The organism is Dyella sp. SYSU CM1112 (assembly GCF_058216415.1).
In genome coordinates, this window is sequence record NZ_JBZEGI010000009.1 from 63,494 (window position 1) to 81,863 (window position 18,370).

An 18,370-nucleotide genomic window follows, 5' to 3' on the forward strand; every position below is an offset into this window, starting at 1 on the left:
ACCAGGGACTTTATGAATATTGCGCTGGTTGGGATTCGTTGACCTCGACCAGTTGGGATGTGAAGATCTCGTGAAAAAGAGGCAAGAGCCCGTCAGATCAGGAGTCCTCATGGGCGTCACACCCTCGGTTGCAATTTGCGCCATCCTTATCGGGATTGAGGCTAGAGGTGTAGAGGGGACGCAATGAGCAACGAACAAAGTGCCATCCCGCATATTGTGCTAGCGGATGACCATCCTATTATTCGCTACGGCATTCGCATGGCATTGGAGTCCAATCGCATCGCCAGGGTGGTTGGCGAAGCGGGGTCGCCCATGGAACTTTTCAGCGTGTTGGCGAACACGCCTTGCGACATTGTCGTGACCGACTTTTCGATGCCTGACGATCATAGTCGTGACGGGCTGTATTTGATCGAAAGGCTGATGCGCCTGCATCCGGACATTCCGATTGTAGTCATTACCGCACTACGCAATGCCGGCGTTTTAGGCACCTTGCTGCGCAGGGGCGTGATGGGGCTGATCGAAAAAGAGGGTAACGTGAGCGAACTCGGGTTTGCCCTGCGTGGGGTGAGCATGGGGCGTAAGTATGTAAGTCCTTCTTTGCGTACCTTGTTGACGAGCCGTGAGGTTGAAATCAAAACCGGACGCGAGTCGAAGCTGACTGAAGCAGAAATTGAAGTGCTGCGCTTGTTCGCCTATGAAGGGCTTACATCACAGCAAATCTCCGACCGCCTTAATCGAAGCCGCAAAACGGTCAGCAGGCATAAGCGCAGTGCTCAGGTCAAGCTAGGATTGCCCACCAACCAGGCGTTACTGGAGTACTGCCGGCGTATCGATCTAGACGATAGTGCGGGCTCCGCGGAGGAATGAAAAAATGCCCTGTAAGGGAGTGGCCTTCGGCTTACGGATAGCGCGTGCCTTATTGTTATGCATAGCACTGTTGCCCTGTACAACGCCAGCGCGTGCGCAATCTCCCGATAAACTTAGGGGGCAAAATTACGATCTGCATGTACCACTCACGGATCAAGAGCGTGCTTATCTCGCCGGGCTGCCTGTCTTGCGACTCGGTTTTGATTCCACTTGGCCGCCTTATGCATTCGTCAATGCTAGCGGTAGGTTGGACGGCATTTCGGCAGACTATCTGAAGTACATCGTGCAGACTCTTCACCTCAGGATCGAGCGTGTACCAAGCAAATCCTGGAGCGACGCCGTACGTCTGGCCAATAGCGGCCAAGTTGACGTGCTGGCGGCCATGTCGCAGAGCAATCAGCTGACAACCCCGTTTTTGGCGACTCAGCCTTACATCGATTATCCCGAAGTCATCGTCACTCGCAAAGATGGGCGAACCGTGAGGGACATTCGTGATCTTGACGGGTTGAATGTGGCGATGGTGAGGGATAGTGGTGTGGGTGTCGCACCGGGATTGAGCAGCTTGGTGGCGTTTCACCGTATCGAGGTGGACTCCGTGGAAGAGGGCTTGCACCTGGTCGCCGGTGGCAAGACCGATGCCTTCATCGGCAACCTTGGGGTAGCAGCGCGCCTGATAGAGCAGCATTATGCTGGCGTTCTGCAAGTCTCGGGTGCCACCGGTTACAGCCAATCACTGACCTTTGGCGTGGCGCCAGCGTATGAGCCCCTGCGTATTTTGATGGATCGCGTCCTCAAGGCGATTCCGGAGGAAGACCGGGAACGCATTCAGAACACATGGCTTTCTGCTTCGCTAGAGTACGGTGTTCCACGTCGGACACTGTGGAGAGTGCTTACTCCCATCAGCATTGTGGTGCTGATTTCCATCATTGTCCTCAGCCTCATTATTGTTTACTTGCGCAAGGAAATACGCCGACGCCATTGGACTGAACAGGAACTGCGGTTCCAGATCCAGTTTCAACAGTCGCTGATGGCAACCGCTCCGATTCCCGTGTTCGTAAAAGACCTTCATGGACGCTACATTTCCGTCAACCCGGCATTCGAAAAAATCGTAGGGCGCAAGGCCGAAACGCTGCTAGGTAAAAAGGCGAGTGACGTTCACCCGAAACACGTTGCAAGCAATGACCAGCTTGAGATTATCACCAGGGAGGTGCTATCCACTGGCAAGCTGGTCCAGGGTGAATTGCAATATCGCTCTAACTCGGGCGATACGCATGATGTCATTTATTGGTTGCAAATGGTTGCCGAAGAAAGGCGTCGCCCCCGGGCGCTTCTGGGTATTCTCGTGGATGTTTCCGAGCTGCGTGCTATGGAGCGCGAACAGCGTGCCTTGAAGCGTCAATTGATGGAGTTGACGCAGGTGCTCCCGGCCATGCTCTTTCAGGTCAGATATAGCACCGGTCGGGGTTTTAGCCCTGTTTTCATCAGCAATTATGCGGAAAAGCTTATCGGCCTGTCACAAGAGGAGCTGATGGCGGCGCCGGAAAGATGGCTTGCCATGGTTTCTTCACAGGCACACCGGCAGTTATGGCGTGCCTTGTTGCGCTCCCGAAGGTCCAATGCTCCTATCGAGCAGGAGCTGATCTTGGATTTGCAAGATGGCCGTAGCGTTTGGGTGCGGCTGGAAGCGGTGTGCCATCAGAATACGCATGGCGGTTGTATCTACTCCGGCTACCTCACGGATGTCACTCAGCTGAAAATGCAAACGGAATCCTTGGCGCGTGCGAAACAGGATGCGGAGCAAGCTGTACGGGTAAAGGATGTATTTCTGGCCACGATGAGCCATGAGATCCGTACGCCCATGAGCGGGGTGATCGGTGTACTGGATTTGATGGACCGGTCGCGCATGCATGCGGAGGACCGACATCTGCTCGATATGGCTCGCGGAGCGGCGCGTACCTTGCTACGTATTTTGAATGACGTTCTGGATTTCTCGAAAAGCCAGTCAGGCCACCTGACGATCGAAAACCGTCCGTTTTCACTAAGAACGGTTGTCGAGGAGGTGATGGGTTTGTTTGCGCCGGAAATGAAGCGGAAGGGCCTGCGCTTTGATGTGTTTGTCAGCTCGTTGATAGCGCCTGGATACGTGGGCGACGGGCAGCGCATCGCGCAAGTGCTATTGAATCTCGTGGGCAATTCGCTCAAGTTCACCGATGAAGGCTGCATCGGTATTGTCGTTGAGGCGTTGCCCGTTGATGCGGTCACACAAACCCAGCGCTTGTCCATGACGGTGCGCGACACCGGTGTCGGCATCGATGAGGCGGAACAGACCCGCCTGTTTGAACCTTTTGTCCAGGTAGGAATGAGGCATCAGGGAGGAACGGGGCTGGGACTGGCTATCTGTAAACGCCTCATCAAGGCCATGAGCGGCGATATTCAGCTGCGTAGTGCGCTCGGGAAAGGAACGAGCATTGATATTGGATTGACCTTGCCTGTAGACATTCATGCAATGCCCGAGGGCACAAACACCGCTGTGGAGCAGGCAGCTGACCATGAGTCCATGGTGATTCCCGTCGTAGAGCCGGCTGTGCCGGTCAAGTTGCCGATTGCTGATAAATCCATCCTTCTGGTTGAAGACCAGGCGATAAATCGCGAACTGCTGATTCGTCAGCTCAAATTGTTGGGAGTTGAGCAATTTGATGTTGCCATCAATGGCTTGGAGGCTTGGCAAGCCTATGAAAAGCAGTCACATAAGCTGGTTATCACCGATTGCGCAATGCCGGTGATGGATGGCGAGACCTTGATTCGCCACATACGTGACAAGGAAGCGGTTACCGGTACGAACGCTTATGTCGTTGCGCTGACAGCCAATGCCATGGAACGCCAGCGCCAAGCCTGCCTGGAGGCAGGGGCGAACGAGGTGTTGGTCAAGCCCGTCGACCTCGATCAGCTTCGGACGTTAGTTACACGCGTGTTTACCAGTCCAGCGTCGGTGACGTCGGCCATACAGCCCCCGGAAGGTATTCCTGCCGAGGAGTGGCCCAAACTGCGAGAGCGAATTCTGGAAGACGTGGCGCATGAACTTGATGTGGCGCGTGAAGCATTGCGTCGTCAAGCACGACCGCAGGCGTGGCACGCTATTCATCGCATTCTAGGCATTGCAAGATGGTTCAAGCTCTCAGATGTGGCCTCTGAGGCCCAGATCATCCAGGCTGCGCTTGACGATGAGCGCATGCATGAAGTCGATCTGAAGCCGCTTGAGCAGGCTATCGTTACATTGACAGCTTGCGTCTAGGAACTATTCGAACAAAGGCCCGAACAGGCGCTTGCTGGTACTTTCCGGCACGCCATGCATGCTGTGGGTCATGAAACGCAGCAAGCACGCTGAAGCCGTGCGCAAAACTGCTGAATGCTCTTTCGATAGCTTCAATCTTTTGTGATTGAATCAGCGTTGTCTGCGAGCGATCTTTTCGACAATGTGTCGTTGTCGAACATGCTGGAAATCTGGCACCGCTGCGTATCATGGTCATCCGGTGTGAGTTGCTGATCCGAATGCCAGTAGATGTGTCAGGTAACCCTGGCTTTCTTACGGGGAGGCGGTGCATCGTTTTAGCCAAGGCGGGTTTAGTCGTTTTCTATGCACGGTTGCACATAGACTTTTATGACTTTTAGGTCTTAACCTCCCGTGGCTTTGAAGGTCTGGAATCGGCAGTAGGGTTCTGGATGAGCTGCAAAAACCGACGCTCAGAGAGTGTCTGGAGCAGGGGAAAGGCATGGCAGAAAGTGGAAAGGGCAACGTCCTGATAGTGGAAGATGATGCCCAATTGCGAGACGAGATCTTGGTGCCAGGACTCAAGACATTTGGTTTCAATGCAGAAGGGGTCGGTAACGCAGGAGAGTTTTACCGTCTTTTTGCTGTCAAACGCTTTCGTTTGGTTGTTTTGGATATTGCACTACCGGACGAGGATGGGTTCAAGATCATTGGACACCTCCGTGCTCAATCGGATATCGGCATCACGGTGCTCTCCAGTCTGAACTCGACCGCTGACCGCGTGCGCGGCTTGATCGAAGGCGCAGACGTTTATCTCGTCAAGCCGGTTGATATAGAAGTACTGGCTGCCTCATTGCACAGCCTAAGCAGGCGAGTAGGAACCGCAACGTCAGTAAAGCTGGCGTCTACGGGATGGCGTTTGGAGGCAGGGGGCTGGCAGCTGCTTGCGCCTGGAGGTGCCGTAATCCCATTGTCGAGGACCGAGCGGCTATTGATGAATCGCCTGGCTGCTTCCGCGCCTGAGCCGACTTCGCGCGCCGCTCTCATTGACGAAATTGCTGCGGTCGTGCCCGGATTCGACCCCGCACGTTTGGAGATGCTGATCCATCGTTTGAGAAATAAGGTCACAAGGAAAGCCGGTAGAGAACTTCCCCTGATCGCCGTAAGAGGGGTTGGCTATACGTTGACCCTCAATTGAACGCGTCAAAGCACGCACGGGGTCTACAGCGCGCAAGAAAATGCAAGTATTGGTTAGTTTTGGAGATTGTGAGGCGCGAGTCAACTATTTACAGTGCGCTTGTCGAGAGGGTGCTTAGGCCACGAAGGCCACGCGACGTAAACAATCGCATCTTTTGCTCTGCGAAAATGGGCACACTGTCTCGCTTATGGCAAGAAACTTGTTATTGAAGGCCTAGGGAACAGGGGGGATGTCGCTGCATATCTCCGATTCGAGGACGAATCGGGAATCTGTGCGAGATCTGGGGCGAATCCAATCAGGGTCGCCTGTCGATAAATCACACGTCATGAACTGGCATGGGAGCCAGTGCTTGCTTGCGGCCTTATTGGGCTGAAGTAGGCGCTTGATCCCGGCTGGAACAGGGTGTTGCGCTTTGCATTCGCGGATGCGCGAGGCGGCCAGCACACAGGCATACGTGTGTTGAGACCGATCATCCCTAAAACTTACGATCAGGTATTGCACCATGAGTTCGATGCGCCATTCGTGCGGGAGCCCCCCTACCTGCCGACATCTCGTCACTTCGGATCAAGGTTTTTCCATCCTCCGCGACACCGCTTCGCGCACACATACGATCGGTCGACGTTTTGCGGTGCTGTCGTTGCTGGCAGCGGCCCTTGGCATGACAGGTCTGGCGCATGCCAGCGGTGGTCCGGTCGGTGGCCAGGTCGTGGCGGGTTCCGGGCAGATCCAGCAGATTGGCAACACCACAACGATCCTGCAAAACAGCAAGACGCTGTCGTTGAACTGGCAAAGTTTCAACGTTGCGCCGGATCAGACAGTGAACTTTCTGCAGCCTGGCAGTGATGCGATTGCCGTCAACCGGATCTTCAGCGCCACTCCCAGCGAGATTTATGGGCATCTCAATGCCAATGGCCAAGTGTGGCTGATCAATCCGAGCGGCATTTTGTTCGGCCCGGATGCCCAAGTGAACGTCGGCGGTCTCGTCGCTTCTACGCTGGATTTCGACGACAGCACACTTGATTCGAACAGTCGGCGCTTCAGTGGCGCAGGTAAAGGCAGCGTCGTCAACCGCGGCACGATCAACGCTGCCAATGGTGGCTACGTGGCTTTGCTTGGCAACCAGGTTTCCAATCAGGGAACGATTACCGCGCAGCTTGGAACGGTAGCGCTGGGTGGCGGAAGCGCGGTCACACTCACGTTCACCGGCAGCCAGCTTGTACATTTGCAAGTCGATCAGAGCACGCTGAACAACCTGGCGGAAAATCGCCAGTTGATCGTCGCCGATGGTGGCCGCGTCATCATGACCGCCGGTGCGAAAGACGCGCTGCTCGCCAGTGTGGTGAACAATACCGGTCGCATCCAGGCACAGACCGTGCAGAACCACAACGGCACCATCACGTTGCTGGGAGGCATGGAAGCCGGGCAGGTAAATGTCGGCGGCACCCTCGATGCGAGTGCGCCCAATGGTGGTAACGGCGGCTCCATCGAAACCTCCGCAGCCAACTTCAATTTGGCAGGCGATGCACACATTACCGCCGCCGCACCACGCGGACAGGCGGGTACTTGGCTGGTGGATCCCACCGACCTCACGATCGACAGTAGCGCCGCCACCACCATCTCCGACACGCTCAATGGCGGCACCAACGTTACCGAACAAACCACGTCGACGGGGGCAACTGGCGTAGGTACGCAGAGTTCTGGCGAAGGCGACATCAATGTCGACGCCGCAGTGAGCTGGAACAGCAGCGCCACCCTGACCTTGCAGGCGTACCACGGGATCAATGTCAATCAGCCAGTCAACGGCGGTAGCGCAGGCAAAGTGGTCATGGATGCCAGCGGCGCCAACCTGACGATTGCCAGCGGTGCTTCGATCACCGGTGGCGGCGGCATCACACTCGCGACGGCCGCCAATTTCGTCAACAACGCCGGCAGCGCAGCGGTGAATGCGGGCAGCGCCAACTGGCTGATCTATTCCAGTAATCCCACCCTGGATACTACGGGTGGCCTCACGCCTGATTTCATCCAGTACGACGCCCCGTACCAGACAGCGGCGGCAACATCAGGTAACGGATTTCTGTATAGCGTGGCACCCACGCTGACGATTTCCGGCCTTACCGGCACCGTATCGAAAACCTATGACGGCACTAACAGTGCGTCACTCGCTGCTTCCAACTTCATCACCAGTGGCTTGATCGATGGCGATGCTATTGCCTCGGCTACCGGTACCTATGGATCGGCGAATGCGGGCTCGAATTTGGCCGTGACCACACCGGGGGCAATCTCTGGTTTCAACCTGATCAATTCGGCTGGCATTCCCGTATACGGCTATGCCTTGTCGGGCTCGGCGACAGCGTATATCGGCACGATTCTGCAGAAGCAGCTGGCAGCGACGATCATTGGCGATCCCACCAAGGTTTACGACGGTACGACGACCGCCACGCTGAATTCATCGAATTACCAGCTCGATGGTTTCGTAACGGGGCAGGGGGCTACGGTGAATCAGCCCAGCTCTGTTGCTTATGCAGGCGTGGATGCCGGTTCGCAAGCGGTCAATGCGACATTCACCCTTACCAATTTCGTTGCCAACTCCGGTACCGATCTTGCCAACTACATCCTGCCCGCTTCTGCCACGGGCATGGGCACCATCACACCTGCACCTGTGCTGCTCAGTGGCTTGCTGGCGAACGGCAAAGTCTACGACGGTACGACGGCGGCGACGCTAAACCTCAGCAACGCCAGTATTTATGGCGTGATTTCGCAGGACTCCAGTGACGTCGCACTGGATTCCTCGAATGGCATCGGCACGTTCGCCAGCGCCAATGCCGGCAGCAATATCGTGGTGAACGTCAGCGGTTTTACGCTTAGCGGCACCAAGGCAAGCGACTACCAGTTGATTGCGCCGACCAATCTCACTGCGGACATCGACCGCAAAGCGCTTACCGTCAGTGGGGTGACCGCAAACGACAAGGTGTACGACGGCACGACAGTCGACAACTTGAACCTGGGTAGTGCCACGCTCAATGGCGTGGTAGGTAGCGATGACGTTTCACTGCTTACCGGTTCGGCCACAGGTACATTCAGTCAGTCGGATGTCGGCAGCAACCTGGCCGTCACGGCAAGCGGCCTGGCGCTGACGGGCACGGCAGCCGGCAATTACACGGTAACGGAGCCAACCGGGCTCACGGGCAATATCACACCGCGGCCGTTGACCATTTCGTTCAACGGCAGCCCGACCAAAATCTATGACGGCACCGATGCCGCTACGCTGACCCAAGGCGATTTCACTCTTACCGGATTTGCGGGCAGTGAGGGAGCCGTGGTCTCACAGAGCCCGGCAACTTATGCATCCGCCAACGCAGGTGACGGTATCGGCGTAACCGCAACGCTACAGCCTTCGGATTTCACGCCCAACGCCGGCACCAAGCTTTCCAACTACAGTTTCAATAGCACGGTGACAGGCACGGGCACGATTGATCCGGCTCAGCTTACGGCGGCGATCGTCAACAATCCCAGCAAGGTCTACGACGGCACTACCACGGCCACGCTTGCCGACAACAATTTCGTACTGTACGGGCTGATCGGTGGCGACAGCATTTCGCTGGCCAATACGTCGATCTCGGGCAACTACGCTTCGGCCAACGCTGGCATAGAGGGCGTGAGCGCCGCATTGAGCAGCGGCGATTTCACTGTCGGCAACGGAACACTGTTGTCGAATTATGTATTGCCCACGCTGGCGACCGGCTTCGGTACCATCACCCCCGCGCCGCTAGCGGGCAGTCTTGTCGCCAGCTTGAACAAGACCATCACCAAGGTCTATGACGGCACTGATACCTATCTGCTCAATGTTTCGACGGACGGCGGTCAGACCTATACGCAAGACTTTGTATTGACCGGTTTCCAGAATGGGGACGCCGCGCACGTCAACGCGAACATCACCGGTTACTTCGCCAGCAAGAACGTTGCCAACAATCAGCCGTTCGAAGTCACGCTGAATAGCTCGGACTTCACCTTCACCAGCGGTAGCGCGAGCAATTACACCTTTCCCACCTACATCTTCACGACCGGAAGCATTACACCCGCGCCGCTGACAGTCAGCCTGATCGGCAACCTCAACAAGGTCTACGACGGCAGTACGGTCGCTCAGCTGGATTCGTCCAACTTCCAGATCAATGGTTTCGTCAGCGGCGAAGGCGCCACGGTTACGCCGACCGCATCGTTCAACTATGCGACGGCGAATGCGAACAACAATATCGCGATCAGCGGCACGCTGACGGCGAATAACTACACCGCCAACAGCGGCACGCTGTTGTCCAATTACACATTGGCTACCAGCGCTGCTGGTTTCGGGAACATTACGCCGGCACCGCTTTACATCACCGGCGTGTATGCCTCGAACAAGATCTACGACACGACGGCGGACGATACGCTCAATGTGGCTGCCGCAGGGCTGTCCGGCCTGGTCGCGTCAGATGTCGGCAAGGTCACGCTGACGACTTCTACGTCCGGCACGTTTGCACAATCGGACGTCGGCAGTGGCATTGCGGTGACGGCAAACGGCTTCTCCATTTCCGGCAGCGCAGCCACCAATTACACACTGCAGTCGATCATCGGGCTCGCCGCTGATATCACGCCCAAGGCGCTCACCATCAGCGGCGTCACGGCCACTGACAAAATTTACGACGGTTCGACCAGCGATACGCTCGATACGGGCAGTGCGGTACTCAACGGCGTATTGGGCAGCGATAACGTGACTCTTGCTTCATCCGGAGCGGGCGGCACGTTCATCACGGCAAACGTCGGCAGTGACCTGGCCGTCACGGCTGGCGGTTTTACGCTTAGTGGCGCGCAGGCCGGCGACTATACGGTGGTGCAGCCCTCCGGTTTGTCAGCCAGTATCACCCCGCGGCAACTCACGGCGACGATCACCGGCAGTCCGACCAAGGTCTACGACGGTACCAATTCGGCCACGCTCACTGCTTCCGATTACACCTTGACCGGCTTTGTGAGCGGGCAGGGGGCCTCGATTCCACAGTCGGCTACCGCCAATTACGTTACGCCCAATGCGGGCACGGGCCTAGGCGTACAGTCCACGCTGGTGACCTCGGATTTCGTGGCCGACAGCGGTACGCTGCTTTCCAACTACATCCTGCCAGCGTCGGCGTCGGGCAATAACGGTGTCATTACCCCCTACGTGCTCAATCTCACCGGTATGCGCGTGTATGACGCGAACACCGATGCCGCCGCAGCGTTGTTCGGTAACAGTGGTGTGCTCACCGGGCTCAATGGTGACCAGCTCACGCTGAGCGGTACGGGTACGGTATCGAGCAAGAACGTTGGCAGCTATACCGGTACGAACTTCGCGCTCAACACGCTGGCGCTGACCGGCAACGGTTCGGCGTTGGCCAGCAACTACACGCTGCAGGGCGGTACCGATACGCTGACGATCACGCCGGCGACGCTCACTGTTTCCGGCACGGTAGCCGTCGACAAGATCTACGACGGCACCACGGCCGCGTCGTTGAACGGTTCTGTGCTGAATGGCGTGTTTTCCGGCGACAACGTGACGCTGGGCAACGACAGTAGCGGCACCTTTGCGACCAAGAACGTCGGCAACGGCATCGCGGTCGGCACCAGCATGACCATCGGTGGTGGCGATGCGGGTAACTACATCCTGCAACAGCCCAGCGGCATCACGGCCAACATTACGCCGCTGGCGATCACGGTCACGGCGACGGGCACCAACCGCGAATACGACGGTACGGACAATGATGCGGTGACGCTGGCCGGCACACTGGCCGGCGACAATGTCACCATCAACGACACTTCTGCGACATTTGCCGACCCGAATGTCGCCAACGGCAAGACCGTCACGGTAATCGGCATCAGCCTGAGCGGTGCGAGTGCCGGCAACTACACGCTCAACAACACCACGACGACCACGACGGCCAATGTCACGCCTTACGTGCTCAACCTCAGCGGCACGCGTGTGTATGACGCCACCACCGGTGCGGCCGCCACATTGTTCGGCAGCGATGGAATGCTCACTGGCGTGGATGGCGAAACGCTGACGTTGAGCGGTACGGGTACGGTATCGAGCAAGAACGTTGGCAGCTATACCGGCGGTAACTTCGCGCTCAACACGCTGGCGCTGACCGGCAACGGTTCGGCGTTGGCCAGCAACTACACGCTGGAGGGCGGTACCGATACGCTGACGATCACGCCGGCGACGCTCACTGTTTCCGGCACGGTAGCCGCCGACAAGATCTACGACGGCACCGCGGCCGCGTCGTTGAGCGGTTCTGTGCTGAATGGCGTGTTTTCCGGCGACAACGTGACGCTGGGCAACGACAGTAGTGGCACCTTTGCGACCAAGAACGTCGGCAACGGCATCGCGGTCGGCACCAGCATGACCATCGGTGGTGGCGATGCGGGTAACTACATCCTGCAACAGCCCAGCGGCATCACGGCCAACATTACGCCGCTGGCGATCACGGTCACGGCGACGGGCACCAACCGCGAATACGACGGTACGGACAATGATGCGGTGACGCTGGCCGGCACACTGGCCGGCGACAATGTCACCATCAACGACACTTCTGCGACATTTGCCGACCCGAATGTCGCCAACGGCAAGACCGTCACGGTAATCGGCATCAGCCTGAGCGGTGCGAGTGCCGGCAACTACACGCTCAACAACACCACGACGACCACGACGGCCAATGTCACGCCTTACGTGCTCAACCTCAGCGGCACGCGTGTGTATGACGCCACCACCGGTGCGGCCGCCATGTTGTTCGGCAGCGATGGTGTGCTCACTGGCGTGAATGGCGAAACGCTGACGTTGAGCGGTACGGGTACGGTATCGAGCAAGAACGTTGGTAGCTATACCAGTACGAACTTCGCGCTCAACACACTGGCGCTGGCCGGCAACGGTTCGGCGTTGGCGAGCAACTACACGCTGCAGGGCGGTACTGACACGCTGACAATCACTCCCTACGTGCTCAGCCTTGGTGGAACGCGTGTATACGACGCCACCACCGGCGCCATTGCCAGTCTGTTTGGCAATAATGGCGTGCTCACCGGGGTGAACGGAGAGACGGTGAATCTCAGCGGTTCGGGCGTGCTGAACAGCAAGAATGTGGGCACGCAAGGGTTCGCTGGGCTGGGGACATTGTCATTGAGCAACGGCTCGGGCCTGTCCAGTAACTACACCTTGCAAGGTGGTACCGACTCAGTTGTCGTGACGCCCTATGTACTCAATCTAAGCGGGACACGCGCCTACGACGCGACTACGGGTGCTGTTGCGAGTCTGTTTGGAAACGATGGCGTCCTTACCGGCGTCAACGGAGAGACGGTGAATCTTAGCGGTTCGGGCGTGCTCAACAGCAAGAATGTGGGCACGCAAGGGTTTGCTGGGCTGGGTACATTGTCATTGAGCAACGGCTCGGGCCTGTCCAGTAACTACACCTTGCAAGGTGGTACCGATTCGGTTGTCGTGACGCCCTACGTGCTCAATCTAAGCGGGACACGCGTCTACGACGCGACTACCGGTGCTGATGCCAGCTTGTTCGGCAGCAGCGGCGTGCTCACTGGGGTGAATGGCGAAACGCTCACGCTGGGTGGTACGGGTACGGTGTCGAGCAAGAACGTAGGCACCTACACCGGCACGGACTTTACCCTCAACACGCTATCGCTGAGCGGCAACGGCTCGGCGCTGGCCAGCAATTACACGCTGCAAGGTGGCACCGATACGTTAACGATCACGCCGTACACGTTGACGGTGACGGGCACCACCGTTGACACCAGGGCTTACGACGGCAGCACGACAGCTGCGCTCAATGGCGCCACGCTCAATGGCGTATTTGCCGGCGACAACGTGACACTGGGCAGCGATACGGCCGGCACATTCGCGTCGCCCAACGTCGGCAACGGTATTGCCGTTAGCACCAGCATGACCATCAATGGTGGCGATGCCGGCAACTACGTGCTCGTACAGCCGAACAATCTTAGCGGCACGATCACTCCCTACGTGCTCAACCTCACCGGCACACGCAGCTACGACGCTACCGGTACCGCCGATGCCGATCTGTTCGGCAGCCATGGCGTGCTCACTGGGGTGAACGGTGAAACGCTCACCCTGGGTGGTGCGGGTACGGTGTCGAGCAAGAACGTAGGCACCTACACCGGTACGGACTTCACCCTCAACACGTTGGCGCTGACGGGCAACGGTTCGGCCCTAGCCAGCAACTACACGCTGCAGGGTGGCACCGATTCGTTGACGATCAACCCGGCCATACTCACCGTCAGCGGTACGGTAGCCGCGAACAAAACCTACGACGGTACGACCTCGGCCTCGCTAAGCGGCGCCACGCTCAACGGCGTGTTTGCCGGCGACAACGTGACCCTGGGCGGCGACACGACCGGTACGTTCGCGTCACCGAATGCAGGCAATGGCGTTGCGGTAAGCACGGCGATGAGCGTCACCGGTGGCGATGTCGGCAACTACATCTTGCAGCAGCCGACGGGCCTTACGGCCAATATCGCCCCCTATATACTCAATCTAAGCGGGACACGCGTCTACGATGCTACTACCGATGCTGATGCCAGCCTGTTCGGCAGCGGCGGCATGCTCACTGGGGTGAACGGCGAAACACTCACGCTGAGTGGTTCGGGTACGGCATCGAGCAAGAACGTAGGCACTTATACCGGTACGGACTTCGCCCTCAACACGCTATCGTTGACCGGCAACGGCTCGGCGCTGGCCAGCAATTACACGCTGCAAGGTGGCACCGATACGTTAACGATCACGCCGTACACGTTGACGGTGACGGGCACCACCGTTGACACCAGGGCTTACGACGGCAGCACGACAGCTGCGCTCAATGGCGCCACGCTCAATGGCGTATTTGCCGGCGACAACGTGACACTGGGCAGCGATACGGCCGGCACATTCGCGTCGCCCAACGTCGGCAACGGTATTGCCGTTAGCACCAGCATGACCATCAATGGTGGCGATGCCGGCAACTACGTGCTCGTACAGCCGAACAATCTTAGCGGCACGATCACTCCCTACGTGCTCAACCTCACCGGCACACGCAGCTACGACGCTACCGGTACCGCCGATGCCGATCTGTTCGGCAGCCATGGCGTGCTCACTGGGGTGAACGGTGAAACGCTCACCCTGGGTGGTGCGGGTACGGTGTCGAGCAAGAACGTAGGCACCTACACCGGTACGGACTTCACCCTCAACACGTTGGCGCTGACGGGCAACGGTTCGGCCCTAGCCAGCAACTACACGCTGCAGGGTGGCACCGATTCGTTGACGATCAACCCGGCCATACTCACCGTCAGCGGTACGGTAGCCGCGAACAAAACCTACGACGGTACGACCTCGGCCTCGCTAAGCGGCGCCACGCTCAACGGCGTGTTTGCCGGCGACAACGTGACCCTGGGCGGCGACACGACCGGTACGTTCGCGTCACCGAATGCAGGCAATGGCGTTGCGGTAAGCACGGCGATGAGCGTCACCGGTGGCGATGTCGGCAACTACATCTTGCAGCAGCCGACGGGCCTTACGGCCAATATCGCCCCCTATATACTCAATCTAAGCGGGACACGCGTCTACGATGCTACTACCGATGCTGATGCCAGCCTGTTCGGCAGCAGCGGCATGCTCACTGGGGTGAACGGCGAAACCGTGGATCTCAGCGGTTCGGGCGTGCTCGTCAGCAAGCAGGTCGGCACGCAGTCGTTCAGCAATCTGGGTACGCTGACGTTGAGTAGCGGCACAGGGCTGGCCAGTAACTACACACTGGTCGGTGGTGTCGACAACGTAGTAGTCACGCCGCTTGCCATCGCGATCAGCGCCACAGGTCACGATAAGACCTACGATGGCAACACCACGGCTGGCGTCACGTTGAGTAGTGCCGGAGTGTTGGCGGGTGACAACGTGAGCTTCAGCAATGGCGCGGCGAACTTCAGCTCGCCTAATGCAGGTTCTAACGTACCGATTGTGGTAACCGGTATCACGGCTACGGGCGCAGATGCCGGCGACTACGCGTTCAACTCTACGGTGACCACTGGCGCAACGATCAATCCTTATGTGCTCAGCCTCACCGGCACGCGTGTCTACGACGCCAGTACCGATGCCGACGCCAGCCTGTTCGGCAACCATGGCGTGCTCACCGGTGTGAATGGTGAAACCGTGCAGCTCAGTGGCGCAAGCGTGCTCACCAGCAAGAACGTGGGTTCGCAGCGTGCATTCGCGAACGTGGGAACGTTGGGGTTGAGCGACGGTACGGGCCTGGCCAGCAACTACACGCTTATCGGCGGAACGGATTGGGTCACGATCACTCCGGCAACGTTGGCGGTCGTCGGAACCACAACCAGCAACCGCGTCTACGACGGCACAGTGCTTGATGCGCTGAGTGGTTCGACGCTCAGCGGCGTGCTTGGCAACGATGAAGTGGCGCTCGATAACGATACGATGGGCCTGTTCGATAACGCGCATGTCGGCAACAACAAGTCGGTCATGACCGCCATGACGATCAGTGGTGCCGATGCGGGCAACTATATCCTGGTCCAACCCACCGGCCTGGTGGCCGATATAACGCCGCGTCCGATTGTTGTGTCGGCCGTCGGCACCAACCGTATGTACAACGGACAGGCAGGCGACGCGGTGGTACTCAATGCCACCGGCGTGTTGGCGGGCGACCAGTTGAGCTTCGTCTACGGCTCGGCAAACTTCGCCGATCCTTATGTAGGCAACAACAAGACCGTCACTGTCAGCGGCATTACGGCGATGGGCACCGATGCGTCGGATTATTTCATCGAGGATCCCGCCACCACGACGTTGGCCGACATCACGAGTATCGGCTTCGAAGGCAGTGGGGTGCAGGGCAGTTGGATCGCACAATTGCAGGGTGGCCTGCAGCCACAGGCCATCGCGACGCCTTATGGATCATCGGACACGGATGCAGTAGGCGTATTCACCGGTAATCAGAAGCGGCGGCACCGTCCGATTGAACGTAATCGCACACGGTCCGATTTCCGCTCTGGCCTGTCGCTGCAATTTCAGAATGGCGGCGTGCGCCTGCCCACGGATGCTTCTCCATGAACAAAACTAACAAGTTGTCCATCTACCTTGACGATAATGAGAATCGCGCTCTGCATTCGGCAGTCCCCCGGTTTTCTCTGATCTTCGTGGCGCTGTCGCTGGCTCTGTGCGCGTCACCGGCCCATGCGCAAACGCGTGGCACAGTACCTCAGACGAATAGCGGGCAATTGCTGCAGCAGTTGCAGCCGCCGTCCACGCAGCCGCCTTCGTCGAATCTCGATTTGACGGTGCAGAAACAGCAATCCGCTCATTCGTCGGATACAACGAAGTTCTATGTGCGGTCCATCGACATTGCCGGCAATACCTTGCTGCCGACCAAGGACTTGCATGCGCTGGTCGCCTCGTCTGAGGGCCATGAGCTGACGCTCGATGATCTCGATGATTTGGCGGAAAAGGTGTCGGATTACTACCACGGTCACGGCTATCCGCTATCGACGGCCTACGTGCCGGCACAGACATTGCGTAATGGTGTCGTGCATATCGATGTGGTGGAGGCACGTTACGGCAAAGTCACGCTGCAGAATCAGAGTGCGGTCGCCAATCATCCGCTCAATGCCGCCTTGTCGCCCTTGCAGTCCGGGCAGCCTATCAGTGAATACGGCCTGGAACGCAGCTTGCTGCTGCTTTCGGATATTCCCGGAGCCATCGTCAATTCGGTAATGCGCCCTGGCGAGGAAGTCGGCACGTCGGATCTCATCGTCAACGCCACCTCCGCACCACGCTATACCGGCACACTTGGCCTGGACAATTATGGCAATGCCTATACCGACCGCCTGCGCTTGAGCGGAACATTCGACGTCAACGGTTTGTTCCATCAGGGCGACTTGTTGGATTTCAGCGGCGTGTCTTCCGGTTCCGGCATGAGTTACGGCCATGTGGGCTATCGCTATCTGCTGGACGGGCAGGGCACTACGCTGGGGCTGGCCACATCGGGACTTGAGTATCGCCTGGGTAACGGTCTATCGGACCTGCACGCGCATGGCACTGCCACCACGCAAAGTATCAATCTTTCCCAGCCTTTCATCCGCAATACGGCTGGCAATCTCTACGCCCAGCTCGAATTCGATCACAAGCGCCTGTATGACGACATTGACCTTGTGGGACTGGAAACACATCGTCATTCCAACAGCTTGGTGTTGACAGTGGCGGGTGACGAGCGTGACCGGACAGGTATTACGAACTTCAATATCAGTGGAACTTACGGCCGCCTCTATCTGGACAATTTCCAGACCCTGTTTTCCGATTACTTCGGCGCACGCACCGCGGGAAGCTACAGCAAGATCGATTATTCGGTATCGCGCCTGCAGCAATTGAATCCCACGAATGCGTTGTACTTCGGATTCTCCGGGCAACGGGCCAACAAAAACCTGGACACGTCCGAGCAGTTTTACCTTGGCGGTCCCAATACGGTGCGTGGTTACGATGTGGGTGTGGTATCCGGTGCGGAAGGCACCCTGGCGACGATCGAATTCCGTCACGACTTCACTATTTCCGAGTTACCAGGGCCCTGGCAGGCATCAGCCTTTGTCGATAGCGGACGAGTCCAGGCTTATAAGGACACTTTCTTTCCAGGGCCCAATAGCGCGCGTCTGAACAGTGTTGGCATCGGCATGCATTGGTCGGCACCGCATGCATGGGTGATCGGTGCCAATATTGCCAGCCCTATCGGCAATAAGCCGGCGCTGATCGGAGCGCATGCGAGTACGGCAACGCGTTTCTGGTTCCAGGTACAGAAAGGCTTCTATTGACCGTAGGTGAGCCTGTCCCGCGCAATAAAAAGCGGCAGCAGTCAATAGTTGACTGCTGCCGGTGGCGTTCACGACGAACTGCTTGCAACGGTAGGGAGAGAGCACAGGGGGAATGCCGCTGGACCGTTGCTAGTAGGCTCCATGTCCTTATGGACCCATGTGGCGCCACTGGT

The 18,370-nt window shown here is 58.0% G+C and carries 5 protein-coding genes; all 5 read left to right on the forward strand.

Annotated features, from left to right (window positions below; all coding sequences use genetic code 11):
- Positions 1-183: 183 nt before the first annotated feature.
- A complete protein-coding gene (locus AC4HNJ_RS13745) occupies positions 184-867 on the forward strand; it encodes a response regulator (RefSeq protein WP_490480155.1) in 684 nt (227 codons plus the stop codon).
- A 4-nt stretch (positions 868-871) separates the two neighbouring features.
- Positions 872-4,159 carry an ATP-binding protein gene (locus AC4HNJ_RS13750; RefSeq protein WP_490480156.1) on the forward strand — a complete coding sequence of 1,096 codons (3,288 nt, stop codon included), beginning with the start codon at positions 872-874 and terminating at the stop codon, positions 4,157-4,159.
- Between the two features lie 478 nt (positions 4,160-4,637).
- Positions 4,638-5,333, forward strand: a complete 696-nt coding sequence (locus tag AC4HNJ_RS13755; RefSeq protein ID WP_490480157.1) for a response regulator transcription factor — start codon at positions 4,638-4,640, stop codon at positions 5,331-5,333.
- 502 nt (positions 5,334-5,835) lie between these two features.
- Complete coding sequence (locus AC4HNJ_RS13760; RefSeq protein ID WP_490480158.1) at positions 5,836-16,449, forward strand: YDG domain-containing protein; 10,614 nt, start codon at positions 5,836-5,838, stop codon at positions 16,447-16,449.
- Positions 16,446-18,197 (forward strand): ShlB/FhaC/HecB family hemolysin secretion/activation protein, encoded by a 1,752-nt coding sequence (locus AC4HNJ_RS13765; protein ID WP_490480159.1) that lies wholly within the window; start codon positions 16,446-16,448, stop codon positions 18,195-18,197. The genes AC4HNJ_RS13760 and AC4HNJ_RS13765 overlap by 4 nt, the downstream gene beginning before the upstream one ends.
- Positions 18,198-18,370 lie beyond the last annotated feature (173 nt).